General features: G+C 69.1%; 16 protein-coding genes. 11 read left to right on the top strand and 5 right to left on the bottom strand.

The window, feature by feature from the left end; genetic code table 11:
• Positions 1 to 22: 22 nt before the first annotated feature.
• From glyQ to CDO81_RS25650, 5 genes are read left to right on the top strand one after another with little or no spacing between them, the layout of a single operon-like run.
• Positions 23 to 952 carry a glycine--tRNA ligase subunit alpha gene (gene glyQ / locus CDO81_RS25670; RefSeq protein ID WP_088486106.1) on the top strand — a complete coding sequence of 310 codons (930 nt, stop codon included), beginning with the start codon at positions 23 to 25 and terminating at the stop codon, positions 950 to 952.
• Entirely contained in the window at positions 952 to 3,126 is a 2,175-nt protein-coding gene (gene glyS / locus CDO81_RS25665) for a glycine--tRNA ligase subunit beta (RefSeq protein WP_088486105.1), read from the top strand. The genes glyQ and glyS overlap by 1 nt, the downstream gene beginning before the upstream one ends.
• 1 nt (position 3,127) lies before the next feature.
• Positions 3,128 to 3,778, top strand: coding sequence for a D-glycero-beta-D-manno-heptose 1,7-bisphosphate 7-phosphatase (gene gmhB / locus CDO81_RS25660; protein ID WP_241517160.1), 651 nt, complete (start codon positions 3,128 to 3,130; stop codon positions 3,776 to 3,778).
• Positions 3,778 to 4,578, top strand: coding sequence for a lysophospholipid acyltransferase family protein (locus CDO81_RS25655; RefSeq protein ID WP_193466540.1), 801 nt, complete (start codon positions 3,778 to 3,780; stop codon positions 4,576 to 4,578). Before gmhB ends, CDO81_RS25655 begins: the two co-directional genes overlap by 1 nt.
• A 5-nt stretch (positions 4,579 to 4,583) precedes the next feature.
• Entirely contained in the window at positions 4,584 to 5,393 is an 810-nt protein-coding gene (locus tag CDO81_RS25650; RefSeq protein WP_088486104.1) for a M48 family metallopeptidase, read from the top strand.
• Between the two features lie 233 nt (positions 5,394 to 5,626).
• Here CDO81_RS25650 and CDO81_RS25645 read toward each other — a convergent pair whose 3' ends face one another.
• Positions 5,627 to 6,694 (bottom strand): MBL fold metallo-hydrolase, encoded by a 1,068-nt coding sequence (locus tag CDO81_RS25645; RefSeq protein WP_088486103.1) that lies wholly within the window; start codon positions 6,692 to 6,694, stop codon positions 5,627 to 5,629.
• Between the two features lie 53 nt (positions 6,695 to 6,747).
• On the opposite strand from CDO81_RS25645, the gene CDO81_RS25640 reads away from it, so the two are divergent.
• Positions 6,748 to 7,158 (top strand): MerR family transcriptional regulator, encoded by a 411-nt coding sequence (locus tag CDO81_RS25640; protein ID WP_088486102.1) that lies wholly within the window; start codon positions 6,748 to 6,750, stop codon positions 7,156 to 7,158.
• Positions 7,159 to 7,347: 189 nt separating this feature from the next.
• Entirely contained in the window at positions 7,348 to 8,130 is a 783-nt protein-coding gene (locus tag CDO81_RS28280; protein WP_158218431.1) for a TonB family protein, read from the top strand.
• A gap of 18 nt (positions 8,131 to 8,148) precedes the next feature.
• Here CDO81_RS28280 and CDO81_RS25620 read toward each other — a convergent pair whose 3' ends face one another.
• Positions 8,149 to 9,063 carry a LysR family transcriptional regulator gene (locus tag CDO81_RS25620; RefSeq protein ID WP_088486099.1) on the bottom strand — a complete coding sequence of 305 codons (915 nt, stop codon included), beginning with the start codon at positions 9,061 to 9,063 and terminating at the stop codon, positions 8,149 to 8,151.
• A gap of 113 nt (positions 9,064 to 9,176) precedes the next feature.
• Between CDO81_RS25620 and CDO81_RS25615 the strand changes: the two genes are divergently transcribed.
• Both CDO81_RS25615 and CDO81_RS25610 read left to right on the top strand, forming a co-directional pair.
• Positions 9,177 to 9,782, top strand: coding sequence for an FMN-dependent NADH-azoreductase (locus CDO81_RS25615; RefSeq protein ID WP_088486098.1), 606 nt, complete (start codon positions 9,177 to 9,179; stop codon positions 9,780 to 9,782).
• 126 nt (positions 9,783 to 9,908) lie between these two features.
• Positions 9,909 to 10,778 carry a pirin family protein gene (locus CDO81_RS25610; protein WP_088486097.1) on the top strand — a complete coding sequence of 290 codons (870 nt, stop codon included), beginning with the start codon at positions 9,909 to 9,911 and terminating at the stop codon, positions 10,776 to 10,778.
• Positions 10,779 to 10,854: 76 nt separating this feature from the next.
• Here CDO81_RS25610 and CDO81_RS25605 read toward each other — a convergent pair whose 3' ends face one another.
• Positions 10,855 to 11,595, bottom strand: a complete 741-nt coding sequence (locus CDO81_RS25605) for an AAA family ATPase (protein WP_088486123.1) — start codon at positions 11,593 to 11,595, stop codon at positions 10,855 to 10,857.
• Positions 11,596 to 11,666: 71 nt separating this feature from the next.
• Between CDO81_RS25605 and CDO81_RS25600 the strand changes: the two genes are divergently transcribed.
• Complete coding sequence (locus tag CDO81_RS25600; RefSeq protein ID WP_088486096.1) at positions 11,667 to 12,407, top strand: sulfite exporter TauE/SafE family protein; 741 nt, start codon at positions 11,667 to 11,669, stop codon at positions 12,405 to 12,407.
• Positions 12,408 to 12,409: 2 nt separating this feature from the next.
• Positions 12,410 to 13,021, top strand: a complete 612-nt coding sequence (locus CDO81_RS25595) for a DUF938 domain-containing protein (RefSeq protein WP_088486095.1) — start codon at positions 12,410 to 12,412, stop codon at positions 13,019 to 13,021.
• On the opposite strand, the gene CDO81_RS25590 is transcribed toward CDO81_RS25595, so the two are convergent.
• Both CDO81_RS25590 and CDO81_RS25585 read right to left on the bottom strand, forming a co-directional pair.
• On the bottom strand, positions 13,009 to 13,740 hold the full coding sequence (locus CDO81_RS25590; RefSeq protein WP_088486094.1) for an ABC transporter ATP-binding protein: 732 nt from the start codon (positions 13,738 to 13,740) through the stop codon (positions 13,009 to 13,011). The genes CDO81_RS25595 and CDO81_RS25590 overlap by 13 nt on opposite strands.
• The gene (locus CDO81_RS25585; RefSeq protein WP_088486093.1) at positions 13,737 to 15,521 is read right to left on the bottom strand and encodes a branched-chain amino acid ABC transporter ATP-binding protein/permease; all 1,785 of its coding nucleotides are present in this window, start codon (positions 15,519 to 15,521) and stop codon (positions 13,737 to 13,739) included. Before CDO81_RS25585 ends, CDO81_RS25590 begins: the two co-directional genes overlap by 4 nt.
• Positions 15,522 to 15,536 lie beyond the last annotated feature (15 nt).

Raw genomic sequence — 15,536 nt, 5'->3', positions numbered from 1 at the left:
CACCCCCTCAAGAACAAGACCCATGCTGACCTTCCAGCAAATCATCCTGACCCTGCAGGACTACTGGTCCAAACAAGGCTGCGCGCTGCTGCAGCCCTATGACATGGAAGTCGGCGCCGGCACCAGCCACACCGCCACCTTCCTGCGCGCCCTCGGCCCCGAGCCCTGGAAGGCCGCCTACGTGCAACCCAGCCGCCGCCCCAAGGACGGCCGCTACGGCGACAACCCCAACCGCCTGCAGCACTACTACCAATACCAGGTCGTGCTCAAGCCCGCGCCGGCCAACATCCTGGAGCTCTACCTCGGCTCGCTCGAAGCCCTGGGGTTCGACCTCAAGAAGAACGACGTGCGCTTCGTCGAGGACGACTGGGAGAACCCCACGCTCGGCTGTTGGGGCCTGGGCTGGGAGGTCTGGCTCAATGGCATGGAGGTCACGCAGTTCACCTACTTCCAGCAGGTTGGTGGCATCGACTGCAAGCCCATCACCGGCGAGATCACCTACGGCCTGGAACGCCTGGCCATGTACCTGCAGGGCAAGGAGTCGGTCTACGACCTCGTGTTCACCGACGGCCTAACTTATGGCGACGTCTTCCACCAGAACGAAGTCGAGCAGAGCACCTACAACTTCGAGCACAGCGATGTGGACTTCCTGCTCAGCGCCTTCGCCGCGCATGAGCGCCAGTCCAAGCACCTGATGGAGCAGCAGCTCGCCCTGCCCGCCTACGAGCAGTTGCTCAAGGCCGGCCACACCTTCAACCTCCTGGACGCGCGCGGCGCCATCTCGGTGACCGAGCGTGCGGCCTACATCGGCCGCATCCGCAACCTGGCCCGCGCCGTGGCGCAGAGCTATGTCGACAGCCGCGCGCGGCTGGGCTTCCCGATGGCGCCCAAGGCCTGGGCGGACGAAGTGGTCGCGCAGATCGAACTCAAGAACAAGAAGGCCGCCGCGTGATGTCTGCAAACCTGCTCGTTGAACTGTTTGTCGAAGAACTCCCGCCCAAGGCGCTGAAGAAGCTGGGCGAGGCCTTCGGCGAGGCGCTCTACGCCTCGCTCGCCGCGCAAGACCTGGTCGAGCCCGACAACGACGGCGTGCCCGGCACCGAACTGCCCTGGCTGCCGTTCGCCTCGCCGCGCCGCCTGGCGGTGTGGGTGGGCGATGTGCGCGCCGAAGCGCCCGCCAAGGCCCAACGCCACAAGCTGATGCCCGTCGCCGTCGCGCTGGACGCCGCCGGCGCCGCCACGCCAGCCCTGCTGAAGAAGCTGGCCGCGCTCGGCGAAGGCCCCGATGCCGTCTCCCGGCTGCAACGCGCGCCTGACGGCAAGGCCGAGGCCCTGTTCCTGGAGCGCGTGGCGCCCGGCGTGGCGCTGGCCGAGGGCTTGCAGATCGCCTTGGACCAGGCGCTGGCCAAGCTGCCCATCCCCAAGGTCATGACCTACCAGCTCGCCGACGGCTGGACCGATGTCAAGTTCGTGCGGCCGGCGCATGGCCTGATCGCGCTGCATGGTGCGCAGGTGGTGCCCGTCCAGGCCCTGGGCCTGAAGGCTGACCGCGTCACAACCGGCCACCGCTTCGAAGCCGCCGTGGCGCAGCTCAGCATCACCGATGCCGACAGCTATGCCACGCAACTGCGCGAGCAGGGTGCGGTGATCGCCAGCTTTGCCGAGCGCCGCGCCGAAATCTCGCGGCAGCTCAAGGGCGCGGCTGACGCGCTGAGCCTCACGCCCATCGAGGACGACGCGCTGCTGGACGAAGTCACGGCCCTGGTCGAGCGCCCGAACGTGCTGACCTGCGCCTTCGAGCCCGAGTTCCTGGCGGTGCCGCAGGAGTGCCTCATCCTGACGATGAAGGCCAACCAGAAGTACTTCCCGCTGCTCGACAAAGACGGCAAGCTGACCCGCCACTTCCTGGTGGTCAGCAACATCGCGCCGGCGGATGCCAGCGCCGTGACCGGCGGCAATGAGCGCGTCGTGCGCCCTCGCCTGGCCGACGCCAAGTTCTTCTACGACCAGGACCGCAAGAAGAAGCTCGCCGACCGCATCCCGGGCCTGGCCAAGGTCGTTTACCACGGCAAGCTCGGCAGCCAGGGTGAGCGCGCCGAGCGCGTGCGCGGCATCGGCCACGCCATCGTGCAGCAGCTCAGCATGGCGACGCTGCCCTACACGGTCGAGGCCGACGATGAGTTCAAGGTGCTCGACAGCAAGGTCAAGGAGGCCGCCCAGCTCGCCAAGTGCGACCTGCTGACCGACATGGTCGGCGAGTTCCCCGAGCTGCAGGGCATCATGGGCGGCTACTACGCCCGCCATGAAGGCCTGCGCGACGGCGTGGCCATCGCCATCGAAGACCACTACAAGCCGCGCTTTGCGGGGGATGCGCTCCCGCGCAACCACACCGGCACGGTGGTCGCGCTGGCCGACAAGCTCGAGACCCTGACCGGCCTGTTCGGCATCGGCCAGTTGCCCACGGGCGACAAGGACCCGTTCGCGCTGCGCCGCCACGCGCTGGGCATCATCCGCATCCTGGTCGAGAAGAACCTGCCGCTGTCGCTGCCCGACATGGTCGACGCGGCCTTCGGCACTTTCCCGGAAGGCATGCTGACGGACGTGCCCAAGGCCCGCGAGGCGCTGCTGCATTTCGTCTACGAGCGCCTGGTGGGCTATCTGCGCGACCTCGGCTACAGCGCCCAGGAAGTGGAGGCCGCCACGGCCGTGCGCACCGGCGGCTGGGGCTCCATGCCCAAGCGCCTGGCCGCGGTGCGCGCCTTCAACGGCCTGCCCGAGGCCGCCTCGCTGGCTGCGGCCAACAAGCGTGTGGGCAACATCCTGAAGAAGGTGGAGGGCGAGCTGCCCACCGAGGTCAAGGACGAGCTGCTCCAGGAGGCCGCCGAGCGCGCGCTGGCCACCGCCATCGCCCAGGTGCAGCCGACCGCTGACAGCCTGTTCGAACAGCACGACTACACCGGCTCGCTCAAGGCCCTGGCTGCGCTCAAGGGCCCGGTCGACGCCTTCTTCGACGACGTGATGGTGAATGCCGAAGATCCGGCCCTGCGCGCCAACCGGCTCGCGCTGCTGGGCCGCCTGCACGCCGCCATGAACCGCGTGGCCGACCTCTCCAAACTCGCCACCTGACATGCCGCGCAACGCCGACCACGCCCATGGCATGAAGCTCGTCATCCTCGGGCGCGACGGCACGCTCAACCGTTACCGCGACGACCACGTCAAGGCGCCGGAAGAACTGGACCCGCTGCCCGGTGCCATGGAAGCCGTGGCGCGTCTGAACCACGCCGGCTGGCACACCGTGCTGGCCACCAACCAGGCTGGCATCGGCCGCGGCCTGCTGGACATGGCCTCGCTCAACGCGGTGCACATCCGCCTGAACCAGTTGCTCGCCGAGAAGGGCGGGCGGCTGGACGCGGCCTTCTTCTGCCCGCACACCCCAGAGGAAGGTTGCGACTGCCGCAAGCCGCTGCCGGGCCTCATCAAGCAGATCGGCGAGCGCTTCGACGTCGAGCTTGGCGCAGTGCACATGGTCGGGGCCTCGCTGACCGACCTGCTGACGGCGCAAAACGCCGGCTGCGTCCCTCACCTCGTGCTGACCGGCCCCATTGGCAGCTTGGGCGCTGAGGAACTGGCCAACCTGCTCGTGCAAGTGCCGCAGGCGCGCGTGCACGACGACCTGGCGAGCTTTGCCGAGACCCTCATCCAGGAAGAACGCCGCCGCGTGGCCGAAGCCCGCGGCCAGGCCCTGGCCCCCGACACCCAGGCCGGAGACCTGAACTGATGTCCACCCTGCTGAGCGCCATTCGCTCGCTGATCTTCGTCCTCGTGCTCGTCGTCACGGTCATCCCGTGGGCGCTGGGCGTGTTGCTGCTGTCCATCTTCCGCCGGGGTGACCCGGTCTACTGGGCCTGCGCCGGCTGGCTCAAGGTCGCCATCTGGAGCGCCCGCTACATCTGCGGTGTGCGCTGGCGCATCCACGGCATGGACAACCTGCCCACCGCCTCGGACCGCAAGGCAGGCGTCGTGCTCCTGTCCAAGCACCAGAGCACCTGGGAGACCTTCGCCTACCCGGCGCTGCTGAGCCATCCGCTGGCCTATGTGTTCAAGCGCGAGCTGCTCTACGTGCCCTTCTTCGGCTGGGCCATGGCGCGCATGGACATGATCCACATCGACCGCGGCCGCCGCACCGAGGCCTGGAACAAGGTCCTCACGCAGGGCAAGCGCCTGGGCGGCATGGGCAATTGGGTCATCATGTTCCCCGAGGGCACGCGCATCGCCCGCGGCCAGGTGGGCGAGTACAAGACCGGCGGCACGCGGCTGGCCATCGAGGCCGGTCTGCCGGTGGTGCCCATCGCCGTGACGGCGGCCCGCTGCTGGCCGCGCAAGAGCTTCCTGCTGCGTCCCGGCGTCGTCGACATCTCGATTGGCCGCCAGATCCGGCCCGAAGGCCGTGAGCCGGGGGAGCTGATGACCGAGGTCAAGACCTGGATCGAGTCCGAGATGCGCCGCCTCGACCCGCAGGCCTACCAAGACCCTGCGCCCGCCGGCGTCGCCGGCCAACCCGCCTCCCATCGCCGCTGAGCCCCATGCCGCCCAAGCGCCCGGCCCCGCTTCTGCAGGACAGCCAGCTGTCACTGTTCGACGTGGCACCGGAAATCACGCCTGCCGAACCCGGTGCGCCACGCGCGCGGCGCGAGCTCGTGCTCGGCCAGCACCGCATCGGCTACGAGTTGAAGCGCGCCCGCCGGCGCAGCATAGGCTTCGTCGTCGGCCCGCAAGGGCTGCGCGTGAGTGCGCCGCGCTGGGTGCCGGTGACCGAGATCGAGCGGGCCCTGCATCACAAGGGCGAGTGGATCCTGCGCAAGCTGGTGGAGCAGCGCGAGCGCCAGCAGCGCATCCAGGCCTCACGCATCGAATGGATGGATGGCGGCACCCTGCCCTACCTGGGCGCCACGATCACGCTGATGCTGGCCCCGGCCGAGCGCGAAGTGGTGTGGGATGAAGCGAGCCGCCAGCTGCGCCTGCCGCTGCCCCAGGGCGCTTCGGCCGAGCAGATCCGCGACCTCACGCAGGCGTGGTTGCAGGCGCGGGCGCGCGAGGACTTCCTGCCCCGCTGCCGGCGCTTTGCCGAGTTGCTCGGGGTGTCGATGAAGTCGCTTCGCCTGTCGTCTGCCCAGACCCGCTGGGGCAGCGCGAGCGCGGACGGCAGCATCCGCCTCAACTGGCGGCTCATCCATTTCGCGCCGGCCATCATCGACTACGTCGTGGCGCATGAACTGGCCCATCTGCGCGAGATGAACCACAGCCCCGCCTTCTGGGACACCGTGCGCTCGGTGCTGCCGGACTTCGAGCGCTCGCGCGACGCGCTGCGCGAAGAATCCATCGTCGTGCAGTAACGGCGCCACCCAACGGCATTCGGGTCCGAAACCCGACTTGTGAATATTCCCACCCTGGCCGCTTCACGTTCAGCAACACTGCGCGCCGACGCTGTCATCACAGGTACCCAGGCCGGCACAGCCGGCGGGAGCGGAGGTACCGAGGCAAAAACGAGCCGCCGCCGTCCGATCCTACGTATCGGCGGCGTTTCTCTTGGTGGAGCCGAGCCGTGCGGCCGAACAGGCGACCGGACTCAGGCCGGCCGGAAGCGGTAGACCCCGTCCGCCCCGAGTTCGCGCACCAGGTCGCCCTGCAGCCACAGCGCATTCAGGTGGGCGATGGCCTCGCCCATGGCAAAGGTCGTCTGGTGCAGGTCGAGCTTGCGCTTGAACAGCACCGACAGCAGCCCCGCCGCATGCGTGGGCTCGGCGGTGCAGGCCACCATCACCTCCGACAGGCGCTCGTCATGGTGCTCGCGGAGTTGGTCGATGCGCTCGTGCAGGCCCGTGAACGGCTTGCCGTGCGAGGGCAGCACCCGCGTGTTTGCCGGCAGCGCAAGGTAGCGTGCGAGTGAGTTCAGATAGAGCGTCAGCGGGTCAGCCTCGGGCTCCACGTCCACGACCGACACGTTGGTGGAGATGCGCGGCAGCACCATGTCGCCACTGATCAGCAGCGGCGCGCCATCCGCATCGGGGCAGAAGAGGCTGATGTGCTCCGGCGCATGGCCGTAGCCGGCGACGCAGTACCAGGTGCGCCCGCCGATCTCGACCTCGGTGCCGTCCATCACGCGCCGAAAGCTCGCCGGCACCACCGGCACCATCTTGGGGTAGTAGTCGGCGCGCTCGCGGATCTTCTGCAGCGACTCCGGGTCGGTCAGGCCGTGACTGCCGAAGAAGGCGGCCGCGGCGGCGCCCCCCATGCCGACGGTGGAACTGCTGGCCAGGCGCGCCAGGTTGAAGTCGGTCGCGCTCATCCACAGCCGGCAGCCCCAACGCTCCGTGAGCCAGTGCGCCAGCCCGAGGTGGTCGGGGTGGAAGTGGGTGGCGATCACGCGCAGCACCGGCAGGCCGTCCAGCCGCTCGGCAAACACGCGCTCCCAGTTGGCGCGGGTGTCGTCGCTGGCAATGCCGCAGTCGACGATGGTCCAGCCGTCGCGGCCGTCGAGGTGGTCGCGCAGCAGCCAGAGGTTGATGTGGTCCAGCGCAAAGGGCAGGCCCATGCGCACCCAGCGCACGCTGGGGGCCAGATCCAGGGCCTCGCCGGGGCCGGGCAGCGTGTCGCCCAGCAGGTAGTGGAGTTCGGATTCGCGCGGGTTGGCCATGGCGGAGGGCTCGACTGGTTTTAGACTGACGTTTACGTCAATCGAGTGTAGCCATGCCCCCTCGCAAGTCTGTCCCGCCCGCGACCGAAGCCCCGCAGCCGACCTACACCATCACCGAGCTGGCCGCCGAGTTCGACATCACGCCGCGCGCCATCCGGTTCTACGAGGACATGGGCCTGCTGGAGCCGGGCCGCAAGGGCCGCAACCGCGTCTACACGCCGCGCGACCGCACGCGGCTCAAGCTCACCTTGCGCGGCAAGCGGCTGGGCCTGGCGCTGCAGGAGATCAAGCAGCTCGTGGACATGTACGACAGCCAGGCCAGCGCCGCGCCCCAACTGAGGGCGTTTCTCGCCATCCTGGCGCAGCACCGCCAGCAACTGGAGCAGCAGCGCCACGACATCGAGGTCACGCTGGCCGAAATCCAGCAGCACGAGAAGCGCTGCCGTGCGCTGCTGAGCAGCTGAGACCGGGGGCTAAACGCGAGATCAAAGGGACAGCCCTGTCCCGCGTTTTCGTGACAGTTTTCCGACAGCCCCACGATTTCTGTCTCACAGGGGACAAACCCCGCTGACGTCATCCACAAGGCTGACTAGAGTCCGCGGCTCGCTGACCGTGTCTTTTTGCCCTGTTCGATCCGTCTTTGTGGAGTCGTCATGACACTCGGACTGCGCCCGCCTTTGGCGCTTGCCCTGCCCGCCATCACGGGCGCCCTGCTGATGCTGGCTCAACCCGCCGGCGCCCAAGAATCCGCCAAGGAGCAGAACCTGGAGCGGGCCCAGAAGGCGGCTGACGCCGTGTTTCACTGGATTCGCGTGAACGGCGAGAAGGGCGCCAATCGACAGGGCAACACGCCTGCCCCGGCCCCAGCGCCCGCACCCGCCCCGGCCGTTGCGGCGAAGAAGCCGGCGCCCGCCCCCGCTCCGGTCGCTGCCGCCCCCAAGCCTGCGGCTGCGCCGACACCAGCCACCCCGCCGACGGCCACCGCAGCCGCGCCGACAACTACTCAAGCGCCCACGCCGGCGCCCGCAACCGTCACCGCCGCGGCCCAGCCCGAGCCTGAGCTGGAGCGCACGCCGGTCGTGCTGGCCTCCGCCTCGCCGACACCGCCGCCGGCCGCACCGCTGCCTGCCGCGGCACAAGCCGTGGAGCCACCGCCCGCTGCGCAAGAGGAGCCCGAAGAGCCGCTCAAGCTGCTGGCCCGCGTCAACCCGACACTGCCGCGCCAGATGCAGCAGGGCAACTTCCGCAGCGGCTTCGCGCAGGTGCAGTTCACGGTGGCGCCGGATGGCTCGGTGCAGTCGGCCACGGTCATCAAGGCCAGTCACAGCCGGCTGGGCACGGCCGCGGTGGATGCCGTCAAGCAATGGCGCTTTGCACCGATCAAGAAGGCGCGTGAAGCCGCGGTGGAAGTCGCCTTCAACAACGACACCGAGTAACGGGTCAGGTCGTGCCCGTCAGGCCTCCATGGCCGGGCAGCGCGCCAGCAGCGCCGACATCGCCTCCACGAATACCCGGGTGCGCAGCGGCATGAGCCGGCGCTCCGGGAACACCGCCCAGCATTGCGAGCCCGGCAGTTCCCAGCCAGGCAATACCCGCTGCAGCCGCCCCTGGCTGAGCGCATCCATCACCATCAGCCGGTCGATGCCGGCAATGCCCACGCCGGCAATGGCCATGTCGGCCAGCAGGCTGGGCGCATTGGCCACCGTGCGCTGTGCGGGCTTGATCTGCACCGGCTCGGCGCCCGGCCGGGCCAGGCGCCAGGGCAGCACATCGCCGGTGCGGGTCAACAGCATCAGGCCGTGCATGGCCTCCAGCGCTTCGGGCAACAGCGGCTCGCCCACACGCGCCAGGTAGTCAGGCGAGGCGTACAGCGCCCAGTGCGTGGTGGCCAGGCGCCGCGCGGCCAGCTGGCTGTCTTCCGACAACTCGCCCATGCGGATGGCCAGGTCGAAGCCCTCCCCGATCAGGTCCACCCGGCGCGGGGTCAGGTCCAGTTCCAGCTGCACCTCGGGGTAGGTCAGCACGAACTCCGACAGCATGCCGCTGGCCACGTTGTGCGCAAAGTCGGCCGGCATGCTGACCCGCAACCGGCCGCTGGGCTTGCTCTGGCGATGCAGCGCCAGCGCCAGCGCGCCATCCACCTCGGCCGCGACCGCCCGGGCATGCTCCAGCACGCCGGCGCCGAAATCCGTCAGGCTGAGCTTGCGGGTGCTGCGCAGCAGCAGCTTCTCGCCCAACCGAGCCTCCAGCGCCGCGATGCGCCTCGACACCGTGCTCTTGGGCCAGTGCACCCGCTCGGCAGCGCGGCTGAAGCTGCCGGCCTCCATCACCCGGGCGAACAGCAGCAGGTCATCGGCATCAGGCTCCATTTCGCCTCCATTGATCCATCAACGGAACAATCTTATGCAAATCGCCGCCTTCCGATGCTGCGGGTGCACTCCTAGAGTTCATCCCATCGCAACCTTCCGCCTCGGAGCCCCAGATGAACATCCTGCAAATCAATGCCAGCGCCCGCCGTGCCACCGACGACCAAGGCTCGGTGTCCACCCGGCTGGCCAATGAGCTGACCGCCCGCCTGCGCAGCGCCCATCCGGCCGCCACCGTCACGGTGCGCGACCTGGCCGTGACGCCCCAGCCGGTGCTCGACGAAGCTGCCCTCGGCGCCCTCTTCACCCCGGCCGACCAACGCAGCGCCGAGCAAGCCGCCCGGGTGGCCCTGGACGATGCGCTGATCGCCGAACTGCAGGCAGCCGACACCGTCGTGATCGGCGTGCCCATGTACAACTTCAACGTGACGGCCCAGTTCAAGAACTGGATCGACGCGGTCGCCCGCGCCGGCGTCACCTTCAAGTACACCGAGAAGGGCCCGGTCGGCCTGCTGCAGGGCAAGAAGGTCTATGTGGTCACCAGCCGCGGCGGCATCCACCGCGACCAGCCCAGCGACCAGATGACGCCCTACCTGCGCACCGTGCTGGCCTTCCTGGGCATGACGGACGTCAGCTTCGTTTACGCCGAGGGCATGGCCTTCGCGGCCGAGCAGGGCCTGAGCGCCGCCCGCGCCCAGATCGACGAACTGCTCGCCGCCTGACCCGAAAGTCCGCCGCCCAGGTCCGTGCTGCTCACCGCGCGCGGACCTGATCTGCCCCGAGGGGCACGGCGCCCTCCACTGCATTGAGATGTTCCAGCGGCCGCAAGCCGCCGAAAGGCCACGACCATGTCCACCGTCATCACCTCCCTGCTGAGCCAACCCCGCCAGGTCGAACGCCTGGTGGTGGGCCAGCCCACGAGCGACGGGGCCGGCGTCAAGCTGGAGCGTGTGCTGACGCAAAACCTGCAGCGGCGCCTGGATCCCTTCCTGATGCTGGACCACTTCTCCTCGGACAAGCCCGAGGACTATGGCGCCGGTTTCCCCGAGCATCCGCACCGCGGCTTCGAGACCGTGACCTACATGCGCCAGGGTCGCATCCGCCACCGCGATTCGGCCGGCAATGAAGGCCTGGTGTCGGACGGCGGCGTGCAATGGATGACGGCCGGCCGCGGCGTCATCCACAGCGAGATGCCCGAGCAGCGCGAAGGCCGCATGGCAGGCTTTCAGCTCTGGCTGAACCTGCCGGCGCGCGACAAGCTGCGCGCACCCTGGTACCTGGACGTGCAAGGCGCCGACGTGCCGCAGTTCGAGCGCGACGGCGTGACGGTGCGGGTGATTGCTGGCGAAAGCCATGGCGTGAAGGGCGCCGTGCAGCGCGAAGTGACCGAGCCGCTCTACCTCGACCTGGAACTGCCGCCCGGTGCGACCTTCGAGCAGCCGCTGCCGGCCACGCACAACGCCTTCGTTTACGTCTACGAAGGCGGCCTGCGCTTTGACACCGGTTGCCAGGTGCTGTCAGGCCGCATGGCCATCCTGGCCAACACGCCCGGCAGCGACGGCGTGCGCCTGCAAGCCGCCGAGGCCCCCACCCGCGCGCTGCTGATTGCCGGCCAGCCGCTGGGTGAGCCGATTGCGCAGTACGGCCCGTTCGTGATGAACACCGAGGCCGAACTGGTGCAGGCGGTGCGCGACTTCCAGGCCGGGCGTCTGGCCTGACGGCAGGCCAGGGCGGGCAAACGATGTGTCAACAGCGCGCAACTGGCCTGTCTCTCGCGTCGCACGCGCTCTGTGATCAGGGCGAACCGTCATCGCCCAGCAGTTGCGCCAGGCGGCGCTGGGGATGATTGAGGAAGTCTCGCGTGACGGCGTAGTGCTCGGTGTCCTCGTAGGCGACCTCGGCCAGACCCGAGCCATCGAACAGCACGATGCGGGCATGCGGGTAGGCCAGCAGGATGGGCGAGTGCGTGGCGATGATGAACTGAGAACCGTTTTCGACCAGCGCATGAATCGCGGACAGTGCGGCCAGCTGCCGGTTCGGCGACAGCGCGGCTTCGGGTTCGTCCAGCAGGTACAGGCCGCGGCCGCGCAGCTTGTTCAGCAGCACCGCCATGAACGCCTCACCGTGCGAGCGCCGATGCAGAGAGCCGCCATAGCCCTCGGTGTAGCCGACCTCATCCATGTAAGAGGCCACGTTGAACAAGGTCTCGGCCCGCAGAAAGTAGCCGTCGCGCGGCGCCGGCACGCCGCGCGCCAGGCGCAGCACTTCATGCAGGTTGGAGACTGATTCGACCGTCTGCAGGCGCACGTTGCGTGTGCCGCCTTCTGCGCTGTAGCCCAGCGCCAGTGCAAGACCTTCCAGCACGGTCGACTTGCCCGCGCCGTTTTCGCCTACGAAGAACGTGACGTTCGGGTGGAAGTCGATCTGGCCCATCTCCCGCACGGCCGGAATGTTGAACGGGTAACTGTCGAAGTCGACCTCGGCCCCCGGGCGCAAGCCTGCATGCAGCAGATACGGACGGTTCAGACGGGCCATGGCCAGCATTGTGGTCGGGTCGAGCCGTATGCTCGACGGAACTTCCAGTCTTTACTCGCGCAACCTCCGACATGGCTCTCGCCCTCCTGGTGCTGGCCGGCCTCTGGGCCGGTCTGCAGAACGCTCTCGCAGGTGGTGGCTCCTTCGTGACGCTGCCCGCCCTCATCCTCACGGGCATGTCGCCACTGGCGGCCAACATCACCTCGACCGTGGCCCTGTTCCCGGGGCAGATGACCTCGGGCTGGGCCGGCCGGCGGCTGGTCAGCGGCACGCCGACGCTGTCGGTGCGGGCGCTCATCGGGCTGAGCCTGGTCGGCGGCGCCGTGGGTGCCTGGCTGCTGCTGCACACGCCCTCGTCGGTCTTTGCGCGCCTCGTGCCCTGGCTGGTGCTGTTCGCCACCAGCGTGTTCGCCTGGGGCAGCTTCCTGCGCAAGCCTGCGGCCGAAGGCCGGCACCTCGGCGCGGCGCCGACGGCGGTCATGCAATTCCTGATCGCGATCTATGGCGGCTACTTCGGCGGCGGCATCGGCTTCCTGATGCTGGCGGCCCTCACCATCGCCGGCATGCCGACGCGCAATGCGGGGGCCACCAAGAACGTGCTCGCCGGCATCATGAATGCCTCGGCCGTGGCCCTCTTCATCACCTCACCCGAGGTGCACTGGCTGCAGGCCGTGGTGCTGGGCGTGAGCGCCCTGCTCGGTGGCCTGGCCGGCGCCTGGGCGCTGCACCACGTCAACGAGAAGGCGCTGCGCCTGGCCATCGTGGGCCTGGGCATCGCGCTGACGGTTGGGCTCTTCCTGCGGCCGATCTGAGCATGCACGACGCCCGCCGTCACAGCCCCGCCGCGGAACGCAACGCGCCGCACATCCTGGCCGAGCTGCAGCGCTGGCTGCCCGCCTCGGGCCTGATGCTGGAGATCGCCAGCGGCACGGGCCAGCATGCCGCCGCCTTCGCCGCCGCGCTGCCAGGCTGGCAATGGCAGCCCACCGATTTCGACGCCGACGCCCTGCCGGGCATCGCCGACTGGTGCGCCGAACTATCGAACGTGCGGACCCCGCTGCCGCTGGACGTCCTGGCGCCGACCTGGGCCGGCGTGTCGGCCGAGGTGGACGCGATCTACTGCGCCAACATGATCCACATCGCGCCCTGGGCCTGCACCGAGGCGCTGATGCGCGGGGCATCTCGCCACCTCGCGCCTCAGGGGATGTTGATCACCTACGGCCCCTACCTGGAAGACGGCGTGGACACCGCCCCCAGCAATCTCGCCTTCGACGCCGACCTGAAGCAGCGCCACCCGGCCTGGGGCTTGCGGCGCCTGGCCGATGTGGCGAGGGTGGCCCGCGCCCACGGCCTCATGCTGCGCGAGCGCGTGGCGATGCCCGCGAACAACCTGCTGCTGCTCTGGGTGCAGGCTCAGCCCGCGTGACCGGCGCCGAGGTAGGTCTCGATCACTCGCGGGTCGGCGGCCAGTTGATCGGCCGGGCCGCTCAGGCCGAACTCACCCGTCTCCAGCACATGGCCGTGGTCAGCCACGCGCAGCGCGGCACGCGCGTTCTGCTCCACCAACAGAATGCTCACGCCGGTGGCGCGCAGGTCCTCGACGATGGCGAAGATCTCACGCACGATCAGCGGCGCCAGCCCCAGGCTGGGTTCGTCGAGCATCAGCAGCTTGGGTTGCCCCATCAGCGCCCGCCCCAGCGCAAGCATCTGGCGCTCGCCGCCTGACAAGGTGCCCGCCGCCTGCGTGCGGCGCTCCTTCAGGCGGGGGAAGCGCGCATAGACGCTCTCCAGGCCGTCACGCCACTGCCGCTGGCCCAGGGTCTTGGGCCGCCAGCCGCCGAGCAGCAGGTTGTCTTCCACGCTCATGGTGCCGAAGAGCTCGCGCTTTTCCGGCACGAGGGCCAGGCCGGCCATGACGCGCTCTTCGAGCGTCAGGCGCGCGATGTCTTCGCCGGCGAACTTCAACACGGCACTGCGCGACGGGATCAAGCCCATCAAGGCGCCCAGCAGCGTGCTCTTGCCGGCGCCATTGGGCCCGATCACCGTGACGACGCTCCTGGCCTCGGCCGTCAGGCTCAGGCCGTGCAGCACTTCCGCGCGCCCGTAGCCGGCATGCAGGTCGCGCACTTCAAGCAACGCGCTCATTCTTCTGCCCCCAGGTAGGCCGCGCGCACGGCCGGGCTGGCCTGCACCTCGGCGGGCGTGCCCTCCATCAAGTGGCGGCCGAATTCCATGACGACGATGCGGTCGGTGAGCTTCATCACGAAGTCCATGTCGTGCTCCACCAGCAGCAGGGACAGTCCCTCGGCCTTCAGCTGGCGCAGCACATCGGCCAGCGCGGCCTTCTCCTTGTGGCGCAGGCCAGCGGCCGGTTCGTCCAACAGCAGCAGCGACGGGTCGCTGGCCAGCGCACGCGCAATTTCCACCAGACGTTGCGGGCCAAGGGCCAGGTTCCCAGCGAGCTCATGGGCCTGGCCATCCAGGCCGATGCGGCGCAGTTGGCGCATCGCCTCGGCGCGGGCCTGGGCCTCCTCGGCGCCATTCAGGCCGAGCATGGCGCGCAGCGTGCCCGTGCGGGTGCGCAGATAGGTGCCGAGGGCGACGTTGTCGAGCACCGTCATGTCGGGCACCAGCTTGACGTGCTGGAAGGTGCGCGAGAGCCCCGCCCGCGCGATGGCCCGGCTGCCACGGCCGTCCACGCGCTGGCCCAGCAGCTCGACCTCCCCGGCGGTGAGCGGCAGCACGCCGGACACCAGGTTGAAGGTGGTGCTCTTGCCTGCGCCGTTCGGGCCGATCAGGCCGACGATGTCGCCGGCACGGATGGTGAAGCTGATGTCGTTGACGGCCGTCAGCCCGCCGAACTGCTTCCGGATCTGGCGCACATCCAGCAGCGCGGCGCCGCGCGGCGGATGGCTGCGAGCGGACAGCCGCGGTGCCTGCTCGTCCACCGCCTTGTGGCCGCGGGCGGGCAGCCAGCGCGCCAACAGCGGCCACAGCCCCTCGGGCGCGAAGCGCAGCACCAGCACCAGCACCACGCCGAACACGATGATCTCGTAGTTGCCCGAGCCGCCGAACACCACCGGCAGCCAGACCTTGAGCTGGTCCTCCGCGAGCTTGACCAGTGCCGCGCCGGTGAACGCTCCGCCCACCGTGCCAATGCCGCCGAGCACCGCCATGAACAGGTACTCGATGCCGAACTTGATGCCAAAGGGTGAGGGGTTCACGCTGCGCTGCATGTGCGCATACAGCCAGCCCGACAGCGAGGCCAGCAGCGCGGCCACGACGAACATCACCAGCTTGTAGCGGAAGGTGCTCGCGCCCATGGCCTCGGGCATGGTGGCGCCGCCACCGCGGTTGGTGTTGAGCGCGCGCATGATGCGCCCGGGCCGCGAGTCCAGCAGCCGGGTCACGCCCACCGCTGCCAGCAGCGCCGCTGCCCAGATCAGCAGGTAGATGCGCCGCTCGCTCCGGAAGCTGAAGTCGCCCAGTTGCAGCGCCGGCAGGCCGAGCAGCCCGTCGTACTTGCCCAGGGCCTCCAGGTTGCCGACGAGGTAGTACAGCGCGAGGCACCAGCAGATGGTGGCCAGCGGCAGGTAGTGGCCCGACATGCGCAGCGTCAGCGCCCCGATGACCAGGGCCAGCACCAGCGTGATGGCCAGCCCCGCCACCAGTCCGAGCCAGGGCGACAGGCCCATGACCGTGCTCATGTAGGCCGTCGTATAAGCGCCGACACCGGCAAACGCCGCCTGCCCGAACGAGGTCAGGCCGCCGACACCGGTCAACAGCACGAGCCCAAGCACGACCAGCGAGAACAGGCCGATGTAGTTGAGCTGCGTGATCCAGAAATCGGGCACCGGCACGAAGGGCAGCACGAGCAGCACGAGCGCGGCAACTGCCGCGAAATGGGCACGTTTCAAAGACGTCATGATCGGCACAGGCCC

Origin of the sequence: Roseateles puraquae, assembly GCF_002205845.1 — a bacterium.
Taxonomy (GTDB): domain Bacteria; phylum Pseudomonadota; class Gammaproteobacteria; order Burkholderiales; family Burkholderiaceae_C; genus Pelomonas; species Pelomonas puraquae.
This window is presented reverse-complemented; position numbering and strand designations above follow the sequence as displayed.

Coding starts and splice junctions, on each gene's coding strand:
- glyQ (WP_088486106.1), top strand. CDS start 23: ATGCTGACCTTCCAGCAAATCATCCTGACCCTGCAGGACTACTGGTCC.
- glyS (WP_088486105.1), top strand. CDS start 952: ATGTCTGCAAACCTGCTCGTTGAACTGTTTGTCGAAGAACTCCCGCCC.
- gmhB (WP_241517160.1), top strand. CDS start 3,128: ATGCCGCGCAACGCCGACCACGCCCATGGCATGAAGCTCGTCATCCTC.
- CDO81_RS25655 (WP_193466540.1), top strand. CDS start 3,778: ATGTCCACCCTGCTGAGCGCCATTCGCTCGCTGATCTTCGTCCTCGTG.
- CDO81_RS25650 (WP_088486104.1), top strand. CDS start 4,584: ATGCCGCCCAAGCGCCCGGCCCCGCTTCTGCAGGACAGCCAGCTGTCA.
- CDO81_RS25645 (WP_088486103.1), bottom strand. CDS start 6,694: ATGGCCAACCCGCGCGAATCCGAACTCCACTACCTGCTGGGCGACACG.
- CDO81_RS25640 (WP_088486102.1), top strand. CDS start 6,748: ATGCCCCCTCGCAAGTCTGTCCCGCCCGCGACCGAAGCCCCGCAGCCG.
- CDO81_RS28280 (WP_158218431.1), top strand. CDS start 7,348: ATGACACTCGGACTGCGCCCGCCTTTGGCGCTTGCCCTGCCCGCCATC.
- CDO81_RS25620 (WP_088486099.1), bottom strand. CDS start 9,063: ATGGAGCCTGATGCCGATGACCTGCTGCTGTTCGCCCGGGTGATGGAG.
- CDO81_RS25615 (WP_088486098.1), top strand. CDS start 9,177: ATGAACATCCTGCAAATCAATGCCAGCGCCCGCCGTGCCACCGACGAC.
- CDO81_RS25610 (WP_088486097.1), top strand. CDS start 9,909: ATGTCCACCGTCATCACCTCCCTGCTGAGCCAACCCCGCCAGGTCGAA.
- CDO81_RS25605 (WP_088486123.1), bottom strand. CDS start 11,595: ATGGCCCGTCTGAACCGTCCGTATCTGCTGCATGCAGGCTTGCGCCCG.
- CDO81_RS25600 (WP_088486096.1), top strand. CDS start 11,667: ATGGCTCTCGCCCTCCTGGTGCTGGCCGGCCTCTGGGCCGGTCTGCAG.
- CDO81_RS25595 (WP_088486095.1), top strand. CDS start 12,410: ATGCACGACGCCCGCCGTCACAGCCCCGCCGCGGAACGCAACGCGCCG.
- CDO81_RS25590 (WP_088486094.1), bottom strand. CDS start 13,740: ATGAGCGCGTTGCTTGAAGTGCGCGACCTGCATGCCGGCTACGGGCGC.
- CDO81_RS25585 (WP_088486093.1), bottom strand. CDS start 15,521: ATGACGTCTTTGAAACGTGCCCATTTCGCGGCAGTTGCCGCGCTCGTG.